Annotated in this window: 21 protein-coding genes and 1 pseudogene; 8 read left to right on the top strand and 14 right to left on the bottom strand. The window is 64.0% G+C overall.

The features are described from left to right. Positions 1 to 204: 204 nt before the first annotated feature. The 4 genes from ACEN42_RS23640 to ACEN42_RS23625 form a co-directional block, all read right to left on the bottom strand. Positions 205 to 1146, bottom strand: coding sequence for a GGDEF domain-containing protein (locus ACEN42_RS23640; protein WP_187605619.1), 942 nt, complete (start codon positions 1144 to 1146; stop codon positions 205 to 207). A gap of 19 nt (positions 1147 to 1165) precedes the next feature. Beyond that, positions 1166 to 1789 (bottom strand): chemotaxis protein CheC, encoded by a 624-nt coding sequence (locus tag ACEN42_RS23635; protein ID WP_035502602.1) that lies wholly within the window; start codon positions 1787 to 1789, stop codon positions 1166 to 1168. Beyond that, positions 1782 to 2150, bottom strand: coding sequence for a response regulator (locus ACEN42_RS23630; protein ID WP_035502605.1), 369 nt, complete (start codon positions 2148 to 2150; stop codon positions 1782 to 1784). The genes ACEN42_RS23635 and ACEN42_RS23630 overlap by 8 nt, the downstream gene beginning before the upstream one ends. A 111-nt stretch (positions 2151 to 2261) precedes the next feature. Further along, positions 2262 to 2444, bottom strand: coding sequence for a hypothetical protein (locus ACEN42_RS23625; protein WP_371881664.1), 183 nt, complete (start codon positions 2442 to 2444; stop codon positions 2262 to 2264). A gap of 520 nt (positions 2445 to 2964) precedes the next feature. Between ACEN42_RS23625 and ACEN42_RS23620 the strand changes: the two are divergent. Next, a pseudogene (locus ACEN42_RS23620) lies at positions 2965 to 5214 on the top strand (response regulator); the annotation flags it as partial. A 514-nt stretch (positions 5215 to 5728) separates the two neighbouring features. Further along, entirely contained in the window at positions 5729 to 6778 is a 1050-nt protein-coding gene (locus tag ACEN42_RS23615; RefSeq protein WP_371881663.1) for a hypothetical protein, read from the top strand. 76 nt (positions 6779 to 6854) lie between these two features. On the opposite strand, the gene ACEN42_RS23610 is transcribed toward ACEN42_RS23615, so the two are convergent. Then, entirely contained in the window at positions 6855 to 7406 is a 552-nt protein-coding gene (locus ACEN42_RS23610) for an NADPH-dependent FMN reductase (RefSeq protein WP_035502617.1), read from the bottom strand. Between the two features lie 496 nt (positions 7407 to 7902). Between ACEN42_RS23610 and ACEN42_RS23605 the strand changes: the two genes are divergently transcribed. Next, positions 7903 to 8142, top strand: coding sequence for a DUF4148 domain-containing protein (locus ACEN42_RS23605; protein ID WP_035502619.1), 240 nt, complete (start codon positions 7903 to 7905; stop codon positions 8140 to 8142). 111 nt (positions 8143 to 8253) lie between these two features. Here ACEN42_RS23605 and ACEN42_RS23600 read toward each other — a convergent pair whose 3' ends face one another. Further along, the gene (locus tag ACEN42_RS23600; RefSeq protein ID WP_371881662.1) at positions 8254 to 9234 is read right to left on the bottom strand and encodes an AEC family transporter; all 981 of its coding nucleotides are present in this window, start codon (positions 9232 to 9234) and stop codon (positions 8254 to 8256) included. 506 nt (positions 9235 to 9740) lie between these two features. Here ACEN42_RS23600 and ACEN42_RS23595 point away from each other — a divergent pair. Continuing rightward, positions 9741 to 10310 carry a lipocalin family protein gene (locus ACEN42_RS23595; protein ID WP_371881661.1) on the top strand — a complete coding sequence of 190 codons (570 nt, stop codon included), beginning with the start codon at positions 9741 to 9743 and terminating at the stop codon, positions 10308 to 10310. 4 nt (positions 10311 to 10314) lie between these two features. On the opposite strand, the gene ACEN42_RS23590 is transcribed toward ACEN42_RS23595, so the two are convergent. Both ACEN42_RS23590 and ACEN42_RS23585 read right to left on the bottom strand, forming a co-directional pair. Next, entirely contained in the window at positions 10315 to 10569 is a 255-nt protein-coding gene (locus ACEN42_RS23590) for a hypothetical protein (protein WP_371881660.1), read from the bottom strand. A gap of 105 nt (positions 10570 to 10674) precedes the next feature. Beyond that, on the bottom strand, positions 10675 to 12129 hold the full coding sequence (locus tag ACEN42_RS23585; RefSeq protein WP_187605377.1) for a sigma-54-dependent Fis family transcriptional regulator: 1455 nt from the start codon (positions 12127 to 12129) through the stop codon (positions 10675 to 10677). 308 nt (positions 12130 to 12437) lie between these two features. On the opposite strand from ACEN42_RS23585, the gene ACEN42_RS23580 reads away from it, so the two are divergent. Continuing rightward, a complete protein-coding gene (locus tag ACEN42_RS23580; RefSeq protein WP_035502627.1) occupies positions 12438 to 13838 on the top strand; it encodes a GntP family permease in 1401 nt (466 codons plus the stop codon). A 68-nt stretch (positions 13839 to 13906) separates the two neighbouring features. Here ACEN42_RS23580 and fdhA read toward each other — a convergent pair whose 3' ends face one another. Then, complete coding sequence (gene fdhA / locus ACEN42_RS23575) at positions 13907 to 15103, bottom strand: formaldehyde dehydrogenase, glutathione-independent (protein ID WP_371881659.1); 1197 nt, start codon at positions 15101 to 15103, stop codon at positions 13907 to 13909. Between the two features lie 237 nt (positions 15104 to 15340). On the opposite strand from fdhA, the gene betI reads away from it, so the two are divergent. The 3 genes from betI to betA are packed head-to-tail and all read left to right on the top strand — an operon-like array spanning position 15341 to position 19151. After that, entirely contained in the window at positions 15341 to 15928 is a 588-nt protein-coding gene (gene betI, locus ACEN42_RS23570; protein WP_035502635.1) for a transcriptional regulator BetI, read from the top strand. A gap of 29 nt (positions 15929 to 15957) precedes the next feature. Further along, complete coding sequence (betB, locus tag ACEN42_RS23565) at positions 15958 to 17427, top strand: betaine-aldehyde dehydrogenase (RefSeq protein WP_371881658.1); 1470 nt, start codon at positions 15958 to 15960, stop codon at positions 17425 to 17427. An 11-nt stretch (positions 17428 to 17438) separates the two neighbouring features. Then, on the top strand, positions 17439 to 19151 hold the full coding sequence (gene betA / locus ACEN42_RS23560) for a choline dehydrogenase (protein WP_371881657.1): 1713 nt from the start codon (positions 17439 to 17441) through the stop codon (positions 19149 to 19151). A gap of 89 nt (positions 19152 to 19240) precedes the next feature. On the opposite strand, the gene ACEN42_RS23555 is transcribed toward betA, so the two are convergent. From ACEN42_RS23555 to ACEN42_RS23535, 5 genes are read right to left on the bottom strand one after another with little or no spacing between them, the layout of a single operon-like run. Continuing rightward, positions 19241 to 19504, bottom strand: a complete 264-nt coding sequence (locus ACEN42_RS23555; RefSeq protein ID WP_238214442.1) for a hypothetical protein — start codon at positions 19502 to 19504, stop codon at positions 19241 to 19243. Next, the gene (locus ACEN42_RS23550) at positions 19501 to 19938 is read right to left on the bottom strand and encodes a dihydroneopterin aldolase (RefSeq protein WP_371881656.1); all 438 of its coding nucleotides are present in this window, start codon (positions 19936 to 19938) and stop codon (positions 19501 to 19503) included. Before ACEN42_RS23550 ends, ACEN42_RS23555 begins: the two co-directional genes overlap by 4 nt. Next, on the bottom strand, positions 19935 to 20597 hold the full coding sequence (locus ACEN42_RS23545; protein ID WP_371881655.1) for a sarcosine oxidase subunit gamma: 663 nt from the start codon (positions 20595 to 20597) through the stop codon (positions 19935 to 19937). Before ACEN42_RS23545 ends, ACEN42_RS23550 begins: the two co-directional genes overlap by 4 nt. Further along, positions 20587 to 23589: a sarcosine oxidase subunit alpha family protein gene (locus ACEN42_RS23540; RefSeq protein ID WP_371881654.1), complete on the bottom strand. Its 3003-nt coding sequence runs from the start codon at positions 23587 to 23589 to the stop codon at positions 20587 to 20589. Before ACEN42_RS23540 ends, ACEN42_RS23545 begins: the two co-directional genes overlap by 11 nt. Next, a complete protein-coding gene (locus ACEN42_RS23535) occupies positions 23586 to 23885 on the bottom strand; it encodes a sarcosine oxidase subunit delta (protein ID WP_035502661.1) in 300 nt (99 codons plus the stop codon). The genes ACEN42_RS23540 and ACEN42_RS23535 overlap by 4 nt, the downstream gene beginning before the upstream one ends. Positions 23886 to 23891 lie beyond the last annotated feature (6 nt).

Here is a 23891-nt window from a genome sequence, read left to right as displayed (position 1 = left end):
CAAGGGCAAATTTAGTAAGAGATCGCCGCCGGTCTCGATGCGATTCCGGCGCGCGCGGAACCATCTGGCGCTGAAAAAACGATCGAGGGAAAAAGCCGGCGCGAGCCGGCTGTGACTGCGCCGGAAGCGGCAAAGAGTATATCAATACTTTGCCCGATTGCGCCGGAGCCGCGCGGGGCAAGGCGTTGCGCGTCGGGCTGCGATTCAGGCGAAACCCACCGCCCGATTCCGCCCCTCGCGTTTCGCCGTATAAAGCGCCGCGTCGGCCTCGTTGATGAGCGCCTCGTACGACGACGTCACGCCGGTCCGCGCGCGCGCCGCCCCGACGCTCGCCGTGACCGGCACGCGCGCGCCCTGCACGTCGATGGGCGTCTCGCCGATCTCGCGGCGCACTTTCTCCGCGACGATCATCGCGTCCTCGAAATTCGTGCACGGCAGCAGCAGCGCGAATTCCTCGCCGCCGAAGCGCCCGAATACGTCCTGCACGCGCACGCTCTGCGCGACGCGCTCGGCCATCACGCGCAACACCGTGTCGCCGACGAGGTGGCCGAGATCGTCGTTGATGCGCTTGAAGTGGTCGAGATCGAAAAGCAGCATCGACAGTTCGCCGCCGTAGCGCTGCCAGCGCGAAAATTCATCGCGCAGGCGCAGTTCGAAGTAGCGCCGGTTCGCGATACCGGTCAGGCCGTCGCGATCCGCGAATTCCTGCAGCTTCGCCACCGCTTCGTCGCGGGCGCGCTGCATCATGCTCGCGTGGGTCGCGTCGGAAATCGTCACGCAGACCGCGCGCACCTCGCGCTCCAGCATGAGCGGCATGAAGGTGCAGTCCTGCTGCATGAAATCGACGCCGCCGGTGATCGGCCGGTCGTGATCGAACTTGAAGAGATACGGCCGCTGCTCCCACGAGCTGAACGCGAAACTGCCGAGCTGAAACACGCTCTCGACCTTTCGCGTGAACCACACGCGCGGCAGCTCCGGAAAGCTCGCGAAGATCGACTTGCCGATCACCTGCTCGGCCGTCCTGCCGCTGTGGTCCTGCATGAACCGGTTCCACATCAGCACGTTCAGGTCGCGATCGAGCACGAATATGCCGAAGCCCACGCGCTCGATCACGAGTTCGGATAGCGCGTGACGCAGTTCGTCCATGCTCACGATGGCGTCCCGTTCAGAGGCTCGACAGAAGCGCGTCGAGCGCTTCGTTCAGATGCGCGATGGCGTCTTCGGCCATCAGCATCACGAGATGCGCACGGAAGCTGTGATCTTCGAGCGCGAAATTCACTTCGAGCAGGAGCGCGGTCTTCCACGCGAGCATCGCGGGCTGAAAGACCTCGTCGAGCCCGATTTCCGTGCCGAGCATGCCCGGCGGCGAGAAGATCGGCGAGCGGCCGAGGCGGTCGAGGATGCACGACACGCACGCGCCCATCAGCACGGTGGCGACGTCGAAGACGAGTTCGGTGCGCGTTGTCGCCTCGTAGGTCGACTTGGTGTACGGATCGCTGACGAGCGCGCACAGCTGGTCGACGCTGCCGCTCTTGCACAGCACGATCGCCTCGCCCTTGATGTCGGAGCGAAAGCCCTGGCGCACGGCCGTGACGGTATCGGTGATGCCGGTCATCTCGGCGAGCGCCGCCGACGCCTCGGCCACGCTCACCACGCGCACGCGCGGCACCGATAGCTCGATGAACGTGCCGAGCAGCTTCGAGAGCCGCGTCGCGGCCTGGCCCATCGCCATGTTGGCGACTTCCTGCAGCGCGTCGCGCTGATCTTCGTTCAGGGCGGAATCAACCATGGAGTCCGTACTCCTTTAAAACGGGACGCAGCGCTTCGGGCGTCACCGGCTTCGGCAGAAACGCGATCGCGCCGAGCGCGCGCACCCGCTCCTGGGCCATCGGCTGCACGTCCGCGGACACGACGATCACGAACGTGTTCAGGTCCTCGTGCTGCAAGGCGTCGAGCACCTGATAGCCCGTCATGTCGGGCATCGTGAGATCGAGGAACATCACCGAGGCGCGGCCGGCCCGATAGTGTTCGAGCGCCTCGCGCCCGTTGGTCGCATAGGAAATCTCGACGTCCCAGTCCGGGGGCAGCGCACGCGTCATCACCTTGCGTGCGAGCAGGGAATCATCGGCAATGACAATCGGCAACGGCATGGTTGGCAGGATCTCTTGGGCTGTTTTCGGGCTGAGGATGGTCGTGTCGGCGGACACGGCAGGCACTCGTATGTGATTACGGCATCCGCGCGGCGATCTTTATGGCGATCTTCACGGCAGAACCGGCGTGAGCCCCTTGGCCCGGCGGGAATGCGGACGCTGTCGGAGATGCAGCTCGGCGGCGATGAGCCAGGCGCGGCGCCTGTGGACATAGGCGCGCCACCCCGCGGGCGAACGCTGGGTGATGAGCGTGCGCACAGCGCGCGATGCTTGCTGGCTCTCGATCGGCGTCATGTCGACTGCCCCGTGCATGATCCGGAAGAGGTTTCCGGACCGTGGCCTTCTTCTCCTCGTTCGGTCGCGCTGCCTGCCGGCGACTGGCCGGACAAGCGGTACTTCTCCCCGGCGCGCGCCGCGAGGCTGCTTGTGTCCTCCGGCCGGCGCTCTGAGCGGCGCATGTGGTCGGAGGATTGCATTGTCGGCCGATCAGAATGTCAAAGCAACTCGCCAGAGCGCCAAGCTAGAATTAATCTGATGAAAATAGCGCGCAATCGGGCACATTTCACTCGATGTATTCTGATGTGATACGTTGTCATACTTTTGTGTACGTTTGCGCTTCCGATAATCTCGCTAACTTCGCGGCGCGACCGAGGTTTTCCTCCAGATGTCGCGCGCCGCACATACTTTCGTCCGGCATGCTTCGTGCGTTCCAGTTGCGGTTGCACCGCTCAAACCCGGCAAGTCCCGCGCGCACGCCCGCCAGAGCGGACGCCGAGCGCGGGCGTCGAGTAAGTTTTCCAATTCGCTGCCAAAAATGACGCTCCAACGTGAGGAGTCCGACGCCGATCCTGCCGCGGAATCATGGCAGGAAGAACCGCCGTTTCCGGTGGTTCCCGAACGCAACTTCGCCGCGCAGCGCCTCACGCTCTACGCCCTCCTCGTCGCCGCGATCGTGCTGCCGTGCGTGTACGTCGCGGTCACCGCCTTCACCGATTACCACGCGCGCGTCGCCGATGCGTCCGATCTCGTCGCGCGCAATGCCCGCGTCGCCGAGGAGCATGCGCTCAAGGTCTTCGATCTGAACGTGACGCTCAACGAGCGCATCGTCGATCTGCTCGACGATCTCGACGCCGCCGCCATCGGCCGCGAGAGCGCAACGATCCACCAGCGTCTCAAGACGATCAGCAACACCTATCAGCAGGTCGCGGCGGCCTCCGTGTTCGGCGCCGACGGCAAGCTGCTCGCGACGAGCCGCGCCTGGCCGACGCCCGACATCTCCGTCGCGGACCGCGACGACTTCGGCGGTTTGCGCGCCGGCCAGCGGCTCGAGCAGATTTCCCGCGTGATGATTGGTCGCGTCGCCGGCGAGCAGGTGTTCAACACGGCGGTCGCGCGACGCACGGTGTCGGGCAAGTTCGACGGCATCGTGTCCATCGCGCTGCGGCCCGCGTATTTCGGCGCGTTCTACCGCGAACTCATCGGTGACAATCCGAGCGTCTCGCTCGGCCTGTCGCGCTCGGACGGCGAAGTGCTCGCCTGGTATCCGCCGCGCCCGCCCGAACGCATGGCGCTCGCGGCCAGCTCGCCGCTGCGCGAAGCGTACGCCGCGGGACGCAGGAGCGGCGTCGTGAAAATGGTGTCCGGCCTCGACGATCAGTTGAAGATCGTCGCGTTCCGGCGCGTCGGCACTTATCCGGTCTACGTGTCGAGCGGCTATCCGATCGCGACGATCTGGTCCGCCTGGTGGAAGCATCTGAGCGTGCTCGCGCTCTCGATCTTCGCGCCGTGCGTCGTGCTCTGGGGCGTGATCACGCAGTCGTTGCGGCGGCTCGCGACCGAAGAGGAAGCGTGGGAGCGCTGGCAGGCGGAAGCGTCGATGCGCCGTTCGATCGAATCCGCGTATCGCCAGGCGCGCAAGATGGAAGCGCTCGGCAATCTCGTCGGCAGCGTGGCGCACGATTTCAACAATCTGCTGATGATCGTCTCGACCAACGTGCAGATCGCGCGGCGGCGCGGCGCGCCCGGCCTCGACCGCGAACTGACCGCGATGGAACGCGCGTTGAAGAGCGGCCAGTCGCTGACGCGACAGTTGCTTGGCGTCGCGCGCAAGCAGCCGTTGAGAAGCGAAGTCATCGCCATCGGCAAATGGGTGCCGGCGGGGCGCGAATTGCTGCGCGCGTCGCTCGGCGCGAAGGTCGCGCTCAACGTCGAGGTCGCGCCGGACGTGTGGGCGATCCGCGTCGATCCGGCGGAGCTGGAACTCGCGCTCATCAATGTCGCAGTGAATGCGCGCGACGCGATGCCCAACGGCGGCACCTTCACCGTGCGCGCCAGCAACGTGCGCTTTCGCCACGAGGACGGCTTTCCGATCACCGGCGAATTCGTGCAGATCATGCTGGAAGACAACGGCTTCGGCATGAATTCCGACGTGCTCGGGCGCGCATTCGAACCGCTATTCACGACCAAGCCGAAAGGCATGGGCACGGGCCTCGGCCTGCCGCAGGTTTTTGCGTTCTGCGAGCGCGCGGGCGGGCTCGCCACCATCGACAGCGCGATCGGCGCGGGCACGGCCGTGCGCCTGTATCTGCCCCGTGCGGCGGCGGGCGCGCCGGGCGCATCCGTGACCGAGGAAGAGGCCGCGGCGAAGGAGGCGGACGGTTTGCGCGTGCTGCTCGTCGAAGACAACGAGGAAGTCGCCGCCGGCACCGAGGCGCTGCTCACGATGATGGGCCACCACGTCACCTACGTCTTCAACGCCGATACCGCCGCCACCGTGCTCGAAGCCGCGCGCGCCGACGCCGCGACCGGCTTTCCGTTCGACGTCGTGCTCTCCGACATCCACATGCCGGGGCAGATGAACGGCATCGATCTCGCGGAGATGCTGCAGCGCTTCGAGCCGCGCATCCCGGTGATTCTCGTCACGGGCTACGCGGAAGAGCTGGACCGCGCGCGACAGGTCGGCGCGCGCGTGCTGTCGAAGCCATTCGATATCGCGCTGCTCGATTCGCTCCTGCGCGCGATCCGCGAGCGCGCGGACGGCTCGGACGCAACGACGCGCGATGCGCGAGCGCGCGCTAACCCGATCATTTTTTTTGCACGTGCGTTTGTAAAAGCGCCGTCATCCTTCCAGACGCTTCCCTGTGCGCGACGGTCCGCAAGCATCCGGCACGCGAGTTGCGTGAGCGCTTCCATGTGCGGCGACGCCGTCGCCGATTTCCGGAATTCGCCCACCGCAGGAGGCGTACATGCGACACACCGTCATCGGAGTTTTCGATACTTATGCGCAAGCCGAGGACGCCCGTTCGGCGTTGATCGCCGCAGGTTTCCCGCGCGCGGATATCGAACTGCAAGCCAATCCGAAGCGCGACGACGCGGCCGCGCCGTCCGAGATGCCCGACGCCGTCACGCATCAGGAGCCGGGCATGCTCGCGAATATCGAGCGCTTCTTCAGCATGCTCTTCGGCGGGCGCGATCAGCCGCCGGAAGTCGCGCATTATTCGGAGGCCGTGCGGCGCGGCGCGATTCTCGTCGCTGTCGACACGCCGAGCGCCGAGCAAGCGGATGTCGCGCGCGCGACCTTGAGCGATCAGGGCGCAATCGATATCGACGAACGCGCGGCGAGCTGGTCGACGCTGGAACACGGCACGCCGGAAGTGTCCGCCGCTGCCGCCGACGAGCGCGATCATTCGGTGCTCGACGAACTGGGCCTCGGACGCGGCAGCGCCGTTCCGGGACGCGAGCCGGTGAATGATCCGGACATGACGCCTTTGCGCGCGCGCGCCTATCCGCACGCCGATGTCGGCGACCCGGCCGCGGTCGCTCCGCGCGATTACGTCAGCGACCCCGCCGACGATACGTTGATGCCGCGCGGCGGCATGCAGTCGCAATCGCAGTCGCAGACTCAATCGATGATGAGCGAAGCCGAGCGCACGGCACGCGACCCGCTAGCCGGACGCGATCCGGTAACGGGCCGCGATCCGTATGCGACGACCGGCATCGATCCGCTCGCCGACCCAATCGCCGGCGTGCCCGCCGACCCGCTCGCGGCGCGCGACGGACTCACGGGCGAATCGCTCTCGGAACGCGATGCGCTTGCCGGGCGCGATCCGCTTCGCACGACGGGCGCCGTTCCCGCCGAACGCGACCCGCTGCCGGGCGTACGCACGGACATGGCTTCTGAATGGCGCTCGGTAGAACCGCTCGGACCGCTCGACGAACCAGCCGCGCCGTATCAGGCCGGAGCGGCGCGCGCGGCGGGATCGTCACCTGATCCGGTGCTGGCTTCCGCAGGCACGCAAGGCGCGGGGCCGGTCGGTCCCGCTCCTACGACCACTGGGCCGGCAACGGTGCCCAACGAATACATGGAGTATGAAGAGGACTTCCGCGCCGATTACGACTCGAAGTATTCGGCGACGGGCGAGCCTTACGAGGACTATCAGGGTGCGTATCGCTACGGCGCGACGCTCGGCAACGACGATCGCTTCCGCAGCCGCGCGTGGGACGATCAGATGGAGTACGAGACGCGTCGCGACTGGGAAAGCAAGCATCCCGAAGGCGATACGTGGGACCGCTTCAAGGCGGCGATCCGCCACGGATGGGATCGCGTGACGGGACATCATCACGTTTGATTCCATCTTCGGTAGCAGCAGCACAATAAATACGGCCCGCTCAGCGGGCCGTATTTGCGTCAGGCAAGGTGAGCGCTCATGCCGCGCGATCGCGCACCCACGCAGCGTACTTGTCCATGAACGTCTGCAGATATTTGCGCGTGTCCTCGCTCACGATATTGCCGCTCGCATCGATGCGCGATTCGTCGTGCTTGATGTACATCTCCGGCTGATTCATCAGCACGATATCCAGATATGCGCACACGCCGCGCAGATGCGACTGCGCGATCGCCGTGCCGATCGCCCCGACCGACGTCCCGATGATCGCGCCCGGCTTGCCGCCCCACACGCTATGCCCCCACGGACGCGAGGCCCAGTCGAGCGCGTTCTTCAGCACGCCCGGAATCGAGCGGTTGTACTCCGGCGTGACGATCAGCAAGCCGTTCGCATCGGCGATCTTCTGCTTGAACGCGCGCGCGACTTCGGGAAAGTCGCTGTCGTAATCCTGGCTGTAGAGCGGCAGCGTGCCGATGTCGAGAAACTCGAAGGAAAAATCGCTCGGCGCAAGCGACACGAGCGCATGCGCGAGCTGCTTGTTGAACGAATCCCGCCGCAGGCTACCAACGACCACCGCAATCTTTAAGGCCATGAAATCTTCCCCGTGAAAGGATGAAAAGGTGGATGACCCGGACGATGATCGGTCCGGAAAACGCCGTCCTCGAAACGACGCGCGTGCACATGATAGGCGCATCGCAAGGTTATCGTCTTCGATGCCGTCTCGGCGCGTCGCGGACTATTTTTGCGACGAATCAAGCAATCTACCTTTCACCGCGACGGCGCGCGGTTCCCGATGAGCTATCCCCACGGTTATCCACAGTTTCTGTGGATAAGTCTGGAGTAACTTGTATTCCGTTTAGTTTTTGATTCGTAAACGAAACATGACGCTCGTTGGACGAGCCTGAAGCCTTCGCCAATGTCGTGACGACGGCCGCATTCAGGCGACGATTGCTTGCGAATCGCGGGCCAGCATTCATCCAGTCTCGACAACAATGTGTTGGCTCAATCGGTATTTTTGTCCAATAGGAATCCTCCTAGACTGCAATTCAAGCGTCGGGTCCGACGCACAGGCATCCAGGAGGCTTCAAATGAAAAACGCATTGATCGGCGGTCTGGTTCTGTCCGCGCTTCTCGCCACCGCGCCCGCTTTTGCTCAGTCGGCATCGGCGGGGAAATCGCGTGCTGAAGTGAAGGCGGAACTCGCGAGCGCGCGCCGCGCGGGCGATCTCGACGCCGTCAATTCGCTGAGCTACCCGCAGTTGCGCCCGTATCAGGAACGGCACGCGCAACTTCGCGCAGACGCCCGCGACGGCAGCACCACGCGATAAGCAGCAGCAACTTGCAGAACTCAGAGGAAGCAGTCTGAACTGGCCCTCCTCCACCGTCGAACAGAAGGTGGTTACGCCCGGTGCACTCGCGCCGGGCGTTTTTTTGCGTGCTCAAAGCATCAAGGTCAGACAGAGCGTGACCGTGATGAGCGAGACCACGGTTGAGAAAAGAATCGCGCTCGATGTCACCCCGCCCTCGCGTCGATAAAACTCGGCGAGCATGAAGGGGCCGGTGCCGGTCGGCAGCGCGCTCAGTATCACGGCGCTCTTCGCCCACAGCGGCGGCAGGCTGAACACATGAAAAGCCAGCCACCAGGTCAGGAGCGGCTGGGCGACGAGCTTCATCGTCACGAGCGCGCTCGTCGTCCCGACGGCGCGTGCCTCGCCTTTCGCGCCGAGAAAAAGACCGAGCGCGACAAGCGCACAAGGACTCGCCGCGCCGCCCAGCAACTTGAGCAACGCCTCGGCGCCTTCCGGCACATGCGCGCCCGAGCCGCTCAGCAATGCGCCCGCGACCGGCGCGATCAGCAACGGATTCTTCACCAGCGACTTCGCCACATGCCCGAGCGTCGCACCGATGTGCTTCTCGGTTTGCAATCCCAGCTCGATCAACACGATCGCGACCGCGAACATCACGCAGACGGTGATGATGGTCGCGATCACGGCCGGCGCGAGACTTTCCTTGCCGAACGCGAGCAGGCAAAGCGGCAAGCCGACGAATCCGGTATTCGGATACGCCGCGTTCAATCCGTCGATGCTCGCATCGGCGAGATGACGCGACTGCATCAGCCGCACGACGAGCGTCAGCAGAAAGATCACCGCCGCGCCGATGCCGAACGCAGCGATGAACGCGGGCTGATCGAGCATGCTCCACGGCGTCTTCGCCATGATGTCGAAGAGCAGCGCCGGCAGCGCTAGAAAGACGACGAAGCGATTCAGCTCGGACGCCGCGCCTGGTCCGAGCCTGTTCAGCTTGCGGCACGCGTAGCCCGCGAAGATGAGACCGAAGACCGGCAGGATAATCGTGACGAGCGGAGTAAGCAGCGAAGGCAGTGATGCGAATGCTTGAGGCAAGGAAACCGGCGAAGGCATGCTGCTTTGAGCGTTGGATGTGAAGAGCGAGAGAATACCCCGGACAACAAGGTGAGACGTTTCGGGAGCGTGGCGACGGTGAGCCGTTCGATGGATACGCAGCTCACTCTACATAGGATCATTCGGGATCGCGAAGCAACTTCGTTGCTCATTCCTTCTCTCAAGTGGACGATGCAAGCCATTGTTCTTTAACGTATTCGACATCTCGCTCGTTCGCGACGCGTTGCATCGGTCGCACTGTCGGGCAGGGCATGCAAAATCGGCGCGGCGGGCGATGAATCGCGTGTGTGCAGTCAAGGTGAGGTGATTCGGGAGCCGGAAGAACGTCGTATCGCCGGGGCCGCGGACGCCGAATAAAACCCAATCAGGACAGCCACTTGCGCCTCGCGCCGGATTCAGCGCGTGCCGTCGGACGGACCTGAAGGTGAGGAAATCCGGGAGACGCGCGCGGCGGAACGAAGCTTGCTGATCGATCTGCCTTCGCACTTCTCACCCAACCGGGCAACATGAAAATCAGTAGACCTTGGGCATACGGCGCCGCGGCGCTGGCTTTGATCGGCGGCATCGTCACGCTGGCCGCGTGCGCATCGAACGGGGCGCGCAAGAGCGGCAACGACAACGTGCCCGAACCATCGAAGGCCGTCGATCTCGACCGTTATCTCGGCCACTGGCATAAGTTCGCGCGCTACGAGAATCGCTTCGAACGCAACTGCGAAGCCGTCACCGCAAACTATGCGCGACGCGTGGACGGACTCGTGTCGGTCGTCAATGCGTGCAGACAAGGTGGCGTGAACGGTTCATACCGCTCGGCGGAGGGACGCGCGAAGATCGTCCCCGGATCGAACGGGACGAAGCTGAAGGTGTCGTTCTTCGGCCCGTTCTATGTCGGCGACTACTGGATTCTCGATCACGCCGACGATTACACATGGTCCATCGTCGGCGAGCCGACCGGGCGTTATCTGTGGATCCTGACGCGCGAGGCGAAGCCTTCCGCCGAATTGCGCCGCACGCTGATCGAGCGCACACGCGCGCTCGGTTACGACGTGACGATGCTGCGCGAGACGCAGCAAAGCTGACCGGCTAGCTTCCCTTGCAGGCGATAAGCAGCGCGTTCTGATTGTTCTCGGTCGATTGCCCGAGCACGTCGTAGCCGCTTGGACAGAGCGCCTTCGCGTTGTCGGTGCAGTTGCTCCAGCCGCTGTACGTGGGGCACTGGATCTGCTGCGTCGGGCGGCCATCGTTGGAAAAAAGCGGCGGCGCGCTGCTGCATCCGGCAAGCGCCCACGCGCTGCCCGCGAACATGGCCGAAAGGCCGATTGCCCTGCCGATTTTCATCCCGCGCTTCATGCCGTACCCCTTTGATTCTTGGTCGTTATTTTCGATTTCGGGAGTATGCCACGCGAAGCTTTCGCGTCGATCCGGCGTGTTCGCAAAAATCCGTCAGACGGCGATCCCCAGCGCCGCGATTTTCTTGTACAACGTCGCACGCCCAATGCCGATTTTCTCCGCCGCATCCGCGACGCGCCCGCCGCTCGCGCGCAACGCATCGGAGAGAAAACGCCGTTCGAAATCGGTCATGGCGTCCGCATATGAGAGGCTCGGCGGATCGCCATCTTCCTGCTCCGACGGCTCCGCCTGCGCCGCGATCGCGACCCGCCCCGCATCGATGAATGCGCTCAACGCGCGGGCATCGATATGCTCGGTCTCCGAGAGCATCAGCGCTCGCTCCAGCGTGTTGCGCAGCTCGCGGACATTGCCGGGCCAGGAATACGCCTCCAGCAGTTGCAGACCATCCTTGTGCAGCACGAAATGACCGCCGTGCCCCGGCCGCGTGTCGGCGGACAGGTCTTCGAGAATCGCGTAGGCGAGCGCCTCGATATCGCCCAGCCGGTCGCGCAACGGCGGTGCCTGAATCGTGAGCACGTTCAGGCGATAGAACAGGTCCGCGCGAAAGCGTCCCGCCGCGACGAGCGCGGAGAGATCAGCGGACGTCGCCGCGATGATCCTCACATCCGCGCGCACGATGCGATTCGAGCCGAGCGGCTCGAACTCCTTGTCCTGCAACACGCGCAGAAGTTTTCCCTGCAAGGGCAGCGGCATGTCGCCGATTTCGTCGAGAAAGAGCGTGCCGCCGTCGGCCAGCTCGAACTTGCCGACGCGGCCCTTTCGCTCCGCGCCGGTGTACGCGCCCGCCGCCGCGCCGAAGAATTCGACTTCGAGCAGCGTGTCCGGAATGGCCGCGACGTTGACCGTCACGAGCGGCTTGCCGGCGCGCGTCGATGCCCCGTGGATCGAATGCGCGAGCAGTTCCTTGCCGGTGCCGGTTTCGCCCAGCAAGAGCACCGGAGAATCGACGAGCGCCGCGCGTCGCGCCTGCCGCTTCACTTCGAGACTGACCGGACTCGTGCCGACGAAACTCGAAAACGTGTACTTCGCGCGCCGCGCCTGCGCGAGCGACTGGCGTGTCGCGATCAGTTCCTGCTGCACGCGCGAGTAGTGCGCGAAAAGCGGCGTGAGTGCCTTCATCTCGTCGAACAACGCGAAACCGATCGCGCCGATGATCACGCCCGCATCGTCCTTGAGCGGCAGACGCGTGACGACGAGCGGCTCGCGGTCCGTCTCCAGTACGTCGAGCAGGATCGGCTTGCCTGTCGCGACGACTTCGCGCATCAGGCTGTTCGGGATCACGGTTTCGCAGTCGAGGCCGATCGCGTCGAGCGGATCGTCGAATCCGAAACGCGCGGCGTAGCGCTTGTTGATCCACACGACGCGCGCGTCCGCATCGACGATGAAGGTGCCTTCGCTCAGATTCTCGAAGGTCTTGAAAAGCGACTCCATCGCGCGGCGCATCACGTCGCTGTAGTCCAGGGGCACGTTGATCCAGTCGTTGCGCATGGCGCCCAAAGTCTCCGTTTTCTCTATATTGAGACAAATATCTCAATCAGGAGACTCGCCGGCAATCCGCATCTGTACTAGTCTTGACAAGTCGCGTGATCGCGCGTGGTGCCGAAGATGTCTCTATTTTGAGACATCTGGGTGAAACGTTGCGATGGCATGCTCGTCCGATGCCCGCAGCGGCTTCGTTGTAACCGGCTGGCACGAAACCTGCATTCTGCCCGCGCGGTGCGTTACCGACGCGCCCGCAGCGCTTCCAGAAGAAGCGCGCACTATGCTTCAAAGAACAAACCACTCACGGAGACTCAATGTCGTTCATCATCGTGCTCGCCGCCCTGGCGTTCCTGATGCTCGCCGCCTACCGCGGCTACAGCGTCATTCTTTTCGCCCCGATCGCGGCGCTCGCTGCCGTCCTACTCACCGATCCCGCCGCCGTCGCGCCCGTGTTCTCCGGCATCTTCATGGAGAAGATGGTCGGCTTCGTGAAGCTCTACTTTCCGGTGTTTCTGCTCGGCGCGGTGTTCGGCAAGGTCATCGAGTTGTCGGGCTTCTCCGAGTCGATCGTCGCCGCGGCGATTCGCTACATCGGCAAGTCGCGCGTGAATGCGGTGATCGTCGCGGTGTGCGCGCTGCTCACCTATGGCGGCGTGTCGCTGTTCGTGGTCGTGTTCGCGGTGTATCCGTTCGCGGCGGAGATGTATCGCCAGAGCAATATTCCGAAGCGCCTGATGCCGGGCGCGATCGCGCTGGGCGCGTTCTCGTTCACGATGGATTCGCTGCCGGGCACGCCGCAGATCCAGAACATCATCCCCACGACGTTCTTCAAGACGACCGGCTGGGCCGCGCCGTGGCTCGGCGTGATCGGGTCGGTGTTCATCATCGTCGTGGGGCTGACGTTCCTCGAATGGCGCCGCCGCTCGGCGATGGCCAAGGGCGAAGGCTACGGCACGTCGCTCGTGAACGAGCCGGAGCGCGTGGAATCGACGTCGCTGCCGAATCCGTTGCTCGCGATCGCGCCGCTGATTCTCGTCGGCGTCGCGAATTTCGCGCTGACCAAGTGGATTCCGACGTGGTACGGCGCGAGCTATACCGTGCCGCCGGAAGTGCTGCCGGGCGTGCACGCGCCGGTTACCACGGCGGTCAAGACCGTTGTGGCGATCTGGGCGGTCGAAGGCGCGTTGTTGATGGGTATCGTGCTCGTCCTGCTGACGGCCTTCTCGCGCGTGAAAGAGCGCTTCGCCGTGGGCACGCGGGCGGCTGTCGCGGGCGCGCTGCTCGCGGCGATGAACACGGCTTCGGAGTATGGCTTCGGTGGTGTGATCGCCGCTTTGCCGGGCTTCCTCGTGGTCAGCGATGCGCTCAAGAGCATCCCGAATCCGCTCGTCAACGCGGCCATTTCCGTGAGCTCGCTCGCGGGCATCACCGGCTCGGCGTCGGGCGGCATGAGTATCGCGCTCGCGGCGATGTCCGATACGTTCATCGCCGGCGCGCAGGCCGCGCATATTCCGCTGGAAGTGCTGCATCGCGTGGTGGCGATGGCTTCGGGCGGCATGGATACGTTGCCGCACAACGGCGCGGTCATCACGCTGCTCGCGGTGACGGGGCTGACGCACCGCGAGTCGTATCGCGATATTTTCGCGGTGACGGTCATCAAGACGCTGGCCGTGTTCTTTGTTATCGCCGTCTACTACATGACGGGAATCGTTTGATGGGTTCTCTTTGAGACCTGTGCAGACCAACGCCCCTGCGGCCGAAAAAACCGCAGGGGCAAACGGCATTAAGCCGCCTTCAGCAGCCCGTGCGGATCGATGACGAACTTCCGCGGCGCGCCGCCATCGAACTTGCGATAGCCATCCGGCGCTTCATCGAGCGACACCACCGTCACGTTGACGATATCCGCGATCGGCAGACGGTCCCACAGAATCGCCTGCATCAGATTGCGGTTGTACTTCATGACCGGCGTCTGCCCGGTATGGAACGAGTGCGACTTCGCCCAGCCGAGGCCGAAGCGGATGCTCAGGCTGCCCTTCCTCGCGGCGGCATCGACGGCGCCCGGATCGTCGGTCACATAGAGACCCGGAATGCCGATCGCGCCCGCCGCCTTCGTGATTTCCATCAGCGAGTTGAGCACGGTCGCGGGCGCTTCGTGGCCGCTGTCGCTGCCGTGGCCGTGCGCCTCGAAGCCCACGCAATCGACCGCGCAGTCCACTTCCGGCTTGCCGAGTATCTGCTCGATCTGCTCGCCGAGCGTCGCGTCGTTCGACAGATTGATCGTCTCGAAGCCCATCGCGCGTGCGTGCGCGAGACGCTCCTCGTTCATGTCGCCGACGATCGTGCACGCCGCGCCCAGAATGCGCGCCGACGCGGCCGCCGCCATCCCGACAGGACCCGCGCCCGCGATATACACCGTAGAACCCGGCCCGACGCCCGCCATCACGGCGCCGTGATAACCCGTCGGAAGAATGTCGGAGAGGCAGGTGAGATCGCGAATCTTCGACATCGCCTGCGCCTTGTCGGGAAACTTCAGCAGATTGAAGTCCGCGTACGGGACCATCACGTATTCCGCCTGGCCACCGATCCAGCCGCCCATATCGACATAGCCATACGCGCCGCCCGCCCGCGACGGATTCACGTTCAGGCACACGCCCGTGTGCTGCGCCTTGCAAGTCGGACAGCGGCCGCACGCGACATTGAACGGCACCGAAACGAGATCGCCGACCGATAGCGTTTCCACGTCGCGCCCGACTTCGATGACCTCGCCCGTGATCTCATGGCCGAGCACGAGACCGACCTGCGCGGTCGTGCGGCCGCGCACCATGTGCTGGTCCGAGCCGCAGATATTGGTGCTGACGACTTTCAGAATGACGCCGTGACCGACGTCGCGGCCGCGTGGATCGACCATTTTCGGATAGTCGATGGATTGCACTTCGACCTTGCCCTGCCCCAGATAAACGACGCCGCGATTGCTGCTCATTGATCGTCTCCATGTTTCGTGGACGGCACGCGCGATGAGCCCGCCGCACTTCATCGGGTCATCGCGCCCGTGCAACGAGGGTAGCGCTCTCGCACAGTCGCGACTGTCACTCAATGCGACGCGCGTTTGACTGAAACCGACATCGCGCCCCGAAAGCCTTTCGACCCGGTTTTTATTGATTGACTGTTCAAAATAAAAAAACTAGTATCGGCGCAAATCATCGATTACAGAACCGCCATGCCCAAGCTCGGAATGCGCGAAATCCGCCGCGCGCAACTCATCGACGCGACGCTGCACACCATCGATCAATCCGGCCTCGCGGGCGCGACGCTCGCCTCGGTCGCGCAGCGCGCGAGCACATCGACGGGCATCGTCAGTCACTATTTCGGCGACAAGGACGGCCTGCTCGAAGCCACGATGCGTCATGTGCTGCGCTCGCTGTGGCAGGGCACGTCACGCCGGCGCAAGGCCGCGAAGCCCGATCCGCGGTCGAAGCTGCGCGCAGTCGTCGCGGCGAACTTCGATGTCGAACAGGTGAACGGACCGGTCATGAAAACCTGGCTCGCGTTCTGGTCGGAGAGCATGCACAAGCCGGAATTGCGGCGGCTGCAACGCGTGAACACGCGGCGCCTGAACTCGAACCTGTGCGCGGATTTCGCGCGAGCATTGACGAAGCCGGCCGCGCGCCGCGCCGCAAGCGGCCTCGCCGCGTTGATCGACGGCCTGTGGCTGCGCGGCGCGCTCGCGGGCGAACCATTCGATACGAAGGGCGCGCTGCGACTCGCCTACGACTACATCGACCTCGTGCTGGAAGCGCGCGGCTGATCACCCACATTCAAGCAGAGGAGCGCGACATGTCCGCATTCGGAGAGCAACGGCTTTATATCGGCGGCGAATACGTCGATGCGACGAGCGGCGAAACCTTCGACACGCTCGATCCCGCAACGGGCGAAACGCTCGCGCGCGTGCAGCAGGCGTCGGAGGCGGATATCGATCGCGCGGTGCGATCGGCGCGTGAAGGCCAGCGCGAATGGGCCGCGATGACCGCGATGCAGCGCTCGCGCATCCTGCGCCGCGCGGTCGACCTGCTTCGCGCGCGCAACGACGAACTCGCCGCGATCGAAACGCGCGATACCGGCAAGCCGATCGCGGAGACGCGCGCCGTCGATATCGTCACGGGCGCGGATGTCATCGAGTACTACGCGGGCCTCGCGACGGCCATCGAAGGCGAGCAGATCCCGCTGCGGGAAACGTCGTTCGTCTATACGCGGCGCGAACCGCTCGGCGTGTGCGCGGGCATCGGCGCGTGGAATTACCCGATTCAGATCGCATGCTGGAAGTCCGCGCCCGCGCTCGCCGCGGGCAACGCCATGATCTTCAAGCCGAGCGAAGTCACGCCGTTGACTGCGCTTAAGCTCGCCGAGATCTACACCGAAGCGGGCGTGCCCGCGGGCGTCTTCAACGTCGTGCAGGGCGATGGCCGCGTCGGCGCGATGCTCGCCGAACATGCCGGCATCGAGAAGATTTCGTTCACAGGCGGCGTCGAGACGGGAAAGAAAGTGATGGCGCGCGCGGGCGGCTCGACGCTCAAGGAAGTGACGATGGAACTCGGCGGCAAGTCGCCGCTCATCGTCTTCAACGATGCGAACCTCGAACGCGCCGCCGATATCGCGATGAGCGCGAACTTCTTCAGTTCGGGACAGGTGTGCACGAACGGCACGCGCGTGTTCGTGGAGCGCGGCGTCATCGACAGGTTCGAAGCGCTGGTTCTGGAGCGCGTGAAGCGCATTCGCATCGGCGCACCCGATGACCCCAGCACGAACTTCGGGCCGCTCGTGAGCGCGGCGCAATTGCAGAAGGTGCTCGGCTTCATCGAGAGCGGCAAGCGCGAAGGCGCACGGCTCGTCGCGGGCGGCGCGCGCATGACCGATGGCGTCTTCGCTCGCGGCCAGTATGTCGAGCCGACCGTGTTCGCCGATTGCCGCGACGACATGCGCATCGTGCGCGAGGAAATATTCGGCCCCGTGATGAGCATTCTTGCATTCGATGACGAAGACGAAGTCATCGCGCGCGCCAACGATACGGACTACGGTCTTGCGGCGGGCGTCGTGACGGAGAACCTGTCGCGTGCGCATCGCGTGATTCATCGGCTCGAAGCGGGGATTTGCTGGATCAATACGTGGGGAGAATCGCCGGCGGAAATGCCCGTGGGCGGCTACAAGCAATCGGGCATCGGTCGCGAGAACGGCATCGTCACGTTGCACGCCTATACGCGCGTCAAGTCCGTGCAGGTCGAGCTCGGCCCTTATCAGCCCGTGTTTTAAGGAGTATTGCGATGAGCGCGAACGAATACGACTACATCATCGTCGGCGCGGGATCGGCGGGCAACGTGCTCGCATCGCGTCTCACCGAAGACGAGGATGTGACCGTGCTGCTGCTCGAAGCGGGCGGGCCGGACTATCGCTTCGACTTCCGCACGCAAATGCCTGCGGCGCTGGCTTATCCGCTTCAGGGACGACGCTATAACTGGGCGTATGAATCCGAGCCCGAACCGCATATGAACAACCGTCGCATGGAGTGCGGGCGGGGCAAGGGGCTGGGCGGATCGTCGCTCATCAATGGCATGTGCTATATCCGCGGCAATGCGCTCGATTACGATAACTGGGCGTCGATGCCGGGGCTCGATGACTGGAGCTATCTCGACTGTCTGCCGTATTTCCGGAAGGCGGAGACACGCGATATCGGCCCGAATGCGTATCACGGCGGCGATGGTCCCGTGCATGTGACGACGAGCAAGCCCGGCAACAATCCGCTGTTCGCCGCGATGGTCGAGGCCGGCGTGCAGGCGGGTTATCCGCGCACCGAGGATCTGAACGGATATCAGCAGGAAGGATTCGGCCCGATGGATCGCACCGTGACCGCGAACGGACGACGTGCAAGTACGGCGCGCGGATATCTGGATCGCGCGAAGCATCGCGGCAATCTCACAATCGTCACGCATGCAACGACTGACCGCGTGCTGTTCTCGGGCAAGCGTGCGATCGGAGTCGCGTATCTGCATGGCGGGCAGCGCGTCACGGCGCATGTGCGGCGCGAGGTGCTCGTGTGCAGCGGTGCGATCGCTTCGCCGCAGTTGCTGCAGCGCTCGGGCGTCGGGCGTGCGGACTGGCTGAAGGAACTTGAGATTCCGGTCGTGCACGATCTGCCGGGTGTCGGTGAGAACTTACAGGATCATCTGGAGATGTACATGCAATACGAATGCAAGGAGCCTGTGTCCTTGTATCCGGCGTTGCAGTGGTGGAATCAGCCGGGGATCGGGCTCGAGTGGATGCTGAACGGTACGGGCATCGGCGCGAGCAATCAGTTCGAAGCGGGCGGCTTCATCCGCACGCGCGACGATGACCTCTGGCCCAACATCCAGTATCACTTTCTGCCGGTGGCCATCAACTACAACGGCTCGAACCCGATCAGGATGCACGGGTTCCAGGCGCATGTCGGATCGATGCGCTCGCCGAGTCGCGGACACGTGAAGCTCAAGTCGCGCGATCCGAATGCGCATCCCGCCATCCTTTTCAACTATATGGCCGATCCGCTCGACTGGCGCGAATTCCGCGACGCGATTCGCATCACGCGGGAGATCATGCATCAGCCTGCGCTTGGGCGTTATCGCGGTCGCGAGCTTCATCCTTCCGACGATCTGAAAAGCGATGCGGAACTCGATGCGTTCGTAAGAGCGAAAGCGGAGACGGCATTTCATCCTTCTTGCTCGTGCAAGATGGGTTATGACGATATGGCTGTCGTCGATGGGGAAGGACGCGTGCATGGGATGGAAGGACTGCGCGTCGTCGATGCTTCGATCATGCCGCAGATCACGACGGGTAATCTCAATGCGCCGACGATCATGTTGGCGGAGAAGATCGCGGATCGGGTTCGGGGGAGGGAGGCGTTGGGGCGGGTGGATACGCCGTACTTCGTGGCGGAGGGGAAACGGGCGCGGAAGGAGTCGGTGGCGCGCGTCACGCGAGAGTTCGGAGAGGTGAAGGGTTAAGAGCGCCAGGCTGCGATCAAAAAAAGGCCGCGCAAGCGCGGCCTCGAATCGCCCTACCTCATACCCCTTCGGAATTCATCCAACGCACGTCACGCACCAAACCGCGCACGCGCCGCTGCCGCGATCTGCATCAATACTTCCACACTCAACCGCGACGCAATCACCTTCACATACTCATGATGCCGCGCTTCCAACGGCGCATCGAGATACTGCGCGTGCAGATATCGAATCAACGCAATCCGCCGATGCTTCAGCGCAATACTCCGATCGAGCAACGCGAGCGCAGCATCCGCGTCATGCCTCTTGCACGCACGCTCGGAGAGTCGCGCGGCGGCATCGCGCGACGCATTCATCGCACTGACATGTGATGCGCGGAAGCGCTCAACCGCCACGCTTCGAAATCCGCACGCCGCCAGTCGAGTTCGAGCCCCAGCCGCTTCGTGCCTTCGCGAATTTTCGGCTTGTGCAGCACGAGCGTGAGCGCATCGAGCGCAGGCCATTCCTCGAACGAAAGCGCCGCGATCTCGACCGCGAGCGTCTCCAGCAAACGCGTATGCCCCTTCGTCTCAAGGAACGCACTCACGCGATTGCACCACGCTTCGTAATCGATCAGACCATCGTCCGATTCATGCGGCATGCCGCGATACCTCAGGCTCGCATCGATGCACACGGGCTGCGGCCCTTCATGCTCATGCTCGTACAGGCCGACGCGCGTTTTCACGATCAACTCATCGACGATCACGCGCCAGCCCTGCCCACCTGCTTCGAGCGGTTCGAACGGCTTCATGAGAGCAGCGGCTCGGCGGCGTCGAGCATCATCTTCACGAAGTAATCGGCGAAGCTGCGGCGCACGATCATCTCGAAGCGATCGCCGCCGAGCGGCACGAGCGTCAAAGATGCCTTGAAATAGTGGCTCTGTGCGCACTGTCCCTCACCAAACATCTTCGGATGCAGATCGAGCGGACAGCCGCGCGAGAGCACTTCACGCGTCTTCGGACCATCGATGTCGAGCACCGTATAACCGCTGCCGATATCCACCGCCGCCGAGAACTGACCGACGAACGCGTCGCGCAGCTTCGCTTCGAGCGGCGCGGGACGCGATGCGTCGTGGGCCGTATCCGAATGCACGAGCCATTCATCGGGGCCGAGCCACAGCATCGTGTAGCCGTTGCCGCGCGCGATGGTGTTCGCCTTCTCGGGCGGCGTGCAGCCGATCACGTTCTGCACCGCCTTGACGAATGCGGGATCGCGCGTGTCGCCACGCACGTTCACGAGTTCGAGGAACGGCCGCTCCGTCAGACGAAACGCCTTCGGCGAGCCGCTCTGATGCGATTTCATCAACGCATCGGCGCCGACGAGCGGAGACTCCTGCCACGTGCCGCTCAGAGCCTGTCCGCTGATTGCGCGATCGACGACCGTCGAGGAACCTTTGATCTCATTCAACATGCTGACGTGCTCCTTCGCTGTCGTAGAACACCGAACTGGTGATTTTTGCGTTGATGCGCTTGCCGTTCGCGAGCGGAATCATGACCGATTCGCCGACCTTCTCGAGGCCGCCCTTCACGACGGCCAATGCAATCGAACGCTTCAAAATAGGGCTGTAATAGCTCGACGTGACGTGACCGAGCATCGGCGCGGTGTCGCCCTGGAACGGACCCGCGACAATCTGCGCGCCTTCCGGAAGCACGAACGAAGGATCATCGGTCAGAAGGCCGACGAACTGCTTGCGCCCGGCCTTCGCCGTGTCCGAACGCGTCAGCGAACGCTTGCCGATGAAGTCCTTCGACTTCGCGACCAGCCCGCCCATGCCGAGGTCGTAAGGCGTCATCGAACCGTCCGTATCCTGACCGACGATGATGTAGCCCTTCTCCGCGCGCAGCACGTGCATCGTTTCCGTGCCGTACGGCGTGATGTCGAATTCCGCGCCCGCCAGCATGAGCGCTTCCCACACCGCGCGTCCGACGTTGGCCGGCACGTTTACTTCGTACGCGAGTTCGCCCGAGAAGCTGATGCGCATCACGCGCGCCGCGGCGCCCGCCACCGTGCCGTCGCGATAGCTCATGAACGGGAACGATGCGTTCGCGAAGTCGATGTCGTGGCACACCTTCTGCAGAACCTTACGGCTGTTCGGGCCGACGACCGCAAAAGTTGCCCAGTGATCCGTCACCGATGCGAGACGCACGCGCATGTCGGGCCATTCGGTCTGCAGCCAGCGTTCGAGCCACGTCAAAACGCGCGCCGCGCCGCCGGTGGTCGTCGTCATCATGTAGTGCTGTTCGCCGAGGCGCACCGTCACGCCGTCGTCGAAGATCATGCCGTTCTCGTCGAGCATCAGGCCGTAACGGCACTTGCCGACTTCGAGCTTGCTCCACGGATTCGTGTACATCCAGTTCAAGAGCTTCGCGGAATCCGGGCCCTGGATGTCGATCTTGCCGAGCGTCGATGCATCGAGAATGCCGACGCTCTGACGCACCGCGAGCGATTCACGCGCGACCGCCGCGTGCATGTCCTCACCGGCTTTCGGGTAATACCACGGACGCTTCCAGTTGCCGACGTCCTCGAACATCGCGCCGTTCTCGACGTGCCATTCGTGAATCGCGGTCTTGCGCACCGGATCGAGAAACTCGCCGAGCTCGCGGCCCGCGAACGTGCCGAACGTGACAGGCGTGTAGTTCGGGCGGAAGGTCGTCGTGCCGGTCTCGGGAATCGTCTTGCCGAGCGCCTGCGCGAGAATCGCCATGCCGTTGATGTTGCCGAGCTTGCCCTGGTCGGTGCCGAAGCCCATCGCCGTATAGCGCTTCACGTGCTCGACGGATTCGAAGCCTTCACGCGCCGCCAGATAGATGTCCGCCGCGGACACGTCGTTCTGGAAGTCGACGAACTGCTTCGGGCCGCGCGTGGACATGTCCCGGTTGCCGACGATCCACAGCGGCATCATCGGTGCTTCGACGATTTCAGCGACCTGCACGGGATTCGGCTTCACGACGATATGACCCGCCGCGCGCGCCGCTTCCGCACCGGCATCGCCGCCGAAGCGGATGCCGCGCGCCAGCGAGAACTCGCCCGCGCATGCGCCGACGCTGCTTTCCAGTTGCATCGCCTTGCCCGGCACGAAGCACGCCTTCTCGTCGTGCCAGTGCGCCTTGCCGCCCGATTGCGCGAAGAGGTGCAGCACCGGGCTCCAGCCGCCCGACATCGCGACGAGGTCGCATTGCAGATCGGTCTGCTTCGGGCCGACCTCGCCCTTCGCATACGAAGCCACTTCCACCGACGCCACGCGCAGCTTGCCGCGCGCAACGGTGATCACCGCGTTGTTCAGCACGCGCACGCCGTAGCGGCGGGCCGCTGCGGGCAAGGCGCCTTTCGATTCGGCCGGACGCGGATCGACGACGGTCACCTCGGCGCCTGCCGCCTTCAGATCGAGCGCGCATTGATAGGCGTCGTCGTTGTTCGTGAAGACGACGGCCTGACGGCCCGGCAGCACCGCATAGCGATGCAGGTACGTCGACACCGCGGAGGCCAGCATCACGCCCGGCAGATCGTTGTTGCCGAAGACGATGGGACGCTCGTGCGCGCCCGTCGCGAGCACCACGCGCTTCGCACGCACCTTCCACATCAGTTCGCGCGTGCCCTTGCGCCGCGATACGGGCAGATGATCCGTCAGGCGCTGCGTGATCGTGACGAGGTTGTGATCCTGATAGCCGAACGCCGTGCTGCGCGAAAGAATCTTCACGTCAGGCATCCTGCGCAGTTCGGCTTCGAGCTTCTGCACCCATTGCAGCGCGGGCTTGCCGTCGATCTCCGCGCGGCACGACAACAGCGAGCCGCCGAGTTCGCGCTGATCGTCGACCAGAATCACGCGCGCGCCCGACAGACCCGCCGCATGCGCCGCCGCGAGACCCGACGGGCCGCCGCCGACCACGAGCACATCGCAGTGGGCGAAGCACTTGTCGTAGCGATCGGCATCGAGATGCTTCGGCGCTTCGCCGAGACCCGCCGCATCGCGGATCACTTCTTCGTACTTCGGCCAGAACTTGCGCGGCCACATGAACGTCTTGTAGTAGAAGCCCGCGGGAATGAAGCGCGCGATCTTCTGATTGACCGCCATGCGGTCGTTCTCGATGTTCGGCTTCGCGTTCACGCTCGCGGCGACCAGACCCTGGTACAACTCGACTTCCGTGGCGCGCGCATTCGGCACCGTGTACGCGCCGGTTTCGAGCTGCACGATTGCATTCGGTTCTTCCACGCCCGCGGTGATGATCCCGCGCGGACGGTGATATTTCCAGCTCCGCGCGACGAAGCGCTCGCCGTTCGCGAGCAACGCGGACGCAAGCGTATCGCCTTCAAAACCGTGATAAGTCTTGCCGTTGAACGTGAAGGTCACGGGGATCGCGCGATTGATGCGCCCGCCCATGCCGAGTCGGTCTTTCTGGCTCATTTCGACGTGCCTCCGTTGTCTTGCATCACAGCCAGCGGACGGTCGAACGTCTCGTAGCCCTGGATTTCATAACTCACCGTATCGCGCTGCGCCTTGAACCAGCGCCGGCAGCCCTGCGCATGCATCCATTGCTCGCGATGCACGCCGCGCGGATTCTTGCGCATGAAGAGGTAGTCGCCCCATTCCTTGTCGGTGAGCTTTTCCGTGTCGAGCGGACGCGCGATATCCGCTTCGCCGCCGCAGGAGAATTCGGTTTCGGCGCGCGGCCCGCACCAGGGGCATTCGATCAGCAACATGTTTCT

Source organism: Caballeronia sp. S22 (assembly GCF_964261745.1).
GTDB lineage: Bacteria > Pseudomonadota > Gammaproteobacteria > Burkholderiales > Burkholderiaceae > Caballeronia > Caballeronia jiangsuensis.
Note: the sequence above shows the minus strand (reverse complement) of the source record. Positions and strands in the feature narration are given on the sequence as shown.

What these genes read in the sequence shown, in the direction of transcription:
- ACEN42_RS23640 (WP_187605619.1), bottom strand. Translation starts at nt 1,146, where the DNA reads ATGGACGAACTGCGTCACGCGCTATCCGAACTCGTGATCGAGCGCGTG.
- ACEN42_RS23635 (WP_035502602.1), bottom strand. Translation starts at nt 1,789, where the DNA reads ATGGTTGATTCCGCCCTGAACGAAGATCAGCGCGACGCGCTGCAGGAA.
- ACEN42_RS23630 (WP_035502605.1), bottom strand. Translation starts at nt 2,150, where the DNA reads ATGCCGTTGCCGATTGTCATTGCCGATGATTCCCTGCTCGCACGCAAG.
- ACEN42_RS23625 (WP_371881664.1), bottom strand. Translation starts at nt 2,444, where the DNA reads ATGACGCCGATCGAGAGCCAGCAAGCATCGCGCGCTGTGCGCACGCTC.
- ACEN42_RS23610 (WP_035502617.1), bottom strand. Translation starts at nt 7,406, where the DNA reads ATGGCCTTAAAGATTGCGGTGGTCGTTGGTAGCCTGCGGCGGGATTCG.
- ACEN42_RS23605 (WP_035502619.1), top strand. Translation starts at nt 7,903, where the DNA reads ATGAAAAACGCATTGATCGGCGGTCTGGTTCTGTCCGCGCTTCTCGCC.
- ACEN42_RS23600 (WP_371881662.1), bottom strand. Translation starts at nt 9,234, where the DNA reads ATGCCTTCGCCGGTTTCCTTGCCTCAAGCATTCGCATCACTGCCTTCG.
- ACEN42_RS23595 (WP_371881661.1), top strand. Translation starts at nt 9,741, where the DNA reads ATGAAAATCAGTAGACCTTGGGCATACGGCGCCGCGGCGCTGGCTTTG.
- ACEN42_RS23590 (WP_371881660.1), bottom strand. Translation starts at nt 10,569, where the DNA reads ATGAAAATCGGCAGGGCAATCGGCCTTTCGGCCATGTTCGCGGGCAGC.
- ACEN42_RS23585 (WP_187605377.1), bottom strand. Translation starts at nt 12,129, where the DNA reads ATGCGCAACGACTGGATCAACGTGCCCCTGGACTACAGCGACGTGATG.
- ACEN42_RS23580 (WP_035502627.1), top strand. Translation starts at nt 12,438, where the DNA reads ATGTCGTTCATCATCGTGCTCGCCGCCCTGGCGTTCCTGATGCTCGCC.
- fdhA (WP_371881659.1), bottom strand. Translation starts at nt 15,103, where the DNA reads ATGAGCAGCAATCGCGGCGTCGTTTATCTGGGGCAGGGCAAGGTCGAA.
- betI (WP_035502635.1), top strand. Translation starts at nt 15,341, where the DNA reads ATGCCCAAGCTCGGAATGCGCGAAATCCGCCGCGCGCAACTCATCGAC.
- betB (WP_371881658.1), top strand. Translation starts at nt 15,958, where the DNA reads ATGTCCGCATTCGGAGAGCAACGGCTTTATATCGGCGGCGAATACGTC.
- betA (WP_371881657.1), top strand. Translation starts at nt 17,439, where the DNA reads ATGAGCGCGAACGAATACGACTACATCATCGTCGGCGCGGGATCGGCG.
- ACEN42_RS23555 (WP_238214442.1), bottom strand. Translation starts at nt 19,504, where the DNA reads ATGAATGCGTCGCGCGATGCCGCCGCGCGACTCTCCGAGCGTGCGTGC.
- ACEN42_RS23550 (WP_371881656.1), bottom strand. Translation starts at nt 19,938, where the DNA reads ATGAAGCCGTTCGAACCGCTCGAAGCAGGTGGGCAGGGCTGGCGCGTG.
- ACEN42_RS23545 (WP_371881655.1), bottom strand. Translation starts at nt 20,597, where the DNA reads ATGTTGAATGAGATCAAAGGTTCCTCGACGGTCGTCGATCGCGCAATC.
- ACEN42_RS23540 (WP_371881654.1), bottom strand. Translation starts at nt 23,589, where the DNA reads ATGAGCCAGAAAGACCGACTCGGCATGGGCGGGCGCATCAATCGCGCG.
- ACEN42_RS23535 (WP_035502661.1), bottom strand. Translation starts at nt 23,885, where the DNA reads ATGTTGCTGATCGAATGCCCCTGGTGCGGGCCGCGCGCCGAAACCGAA.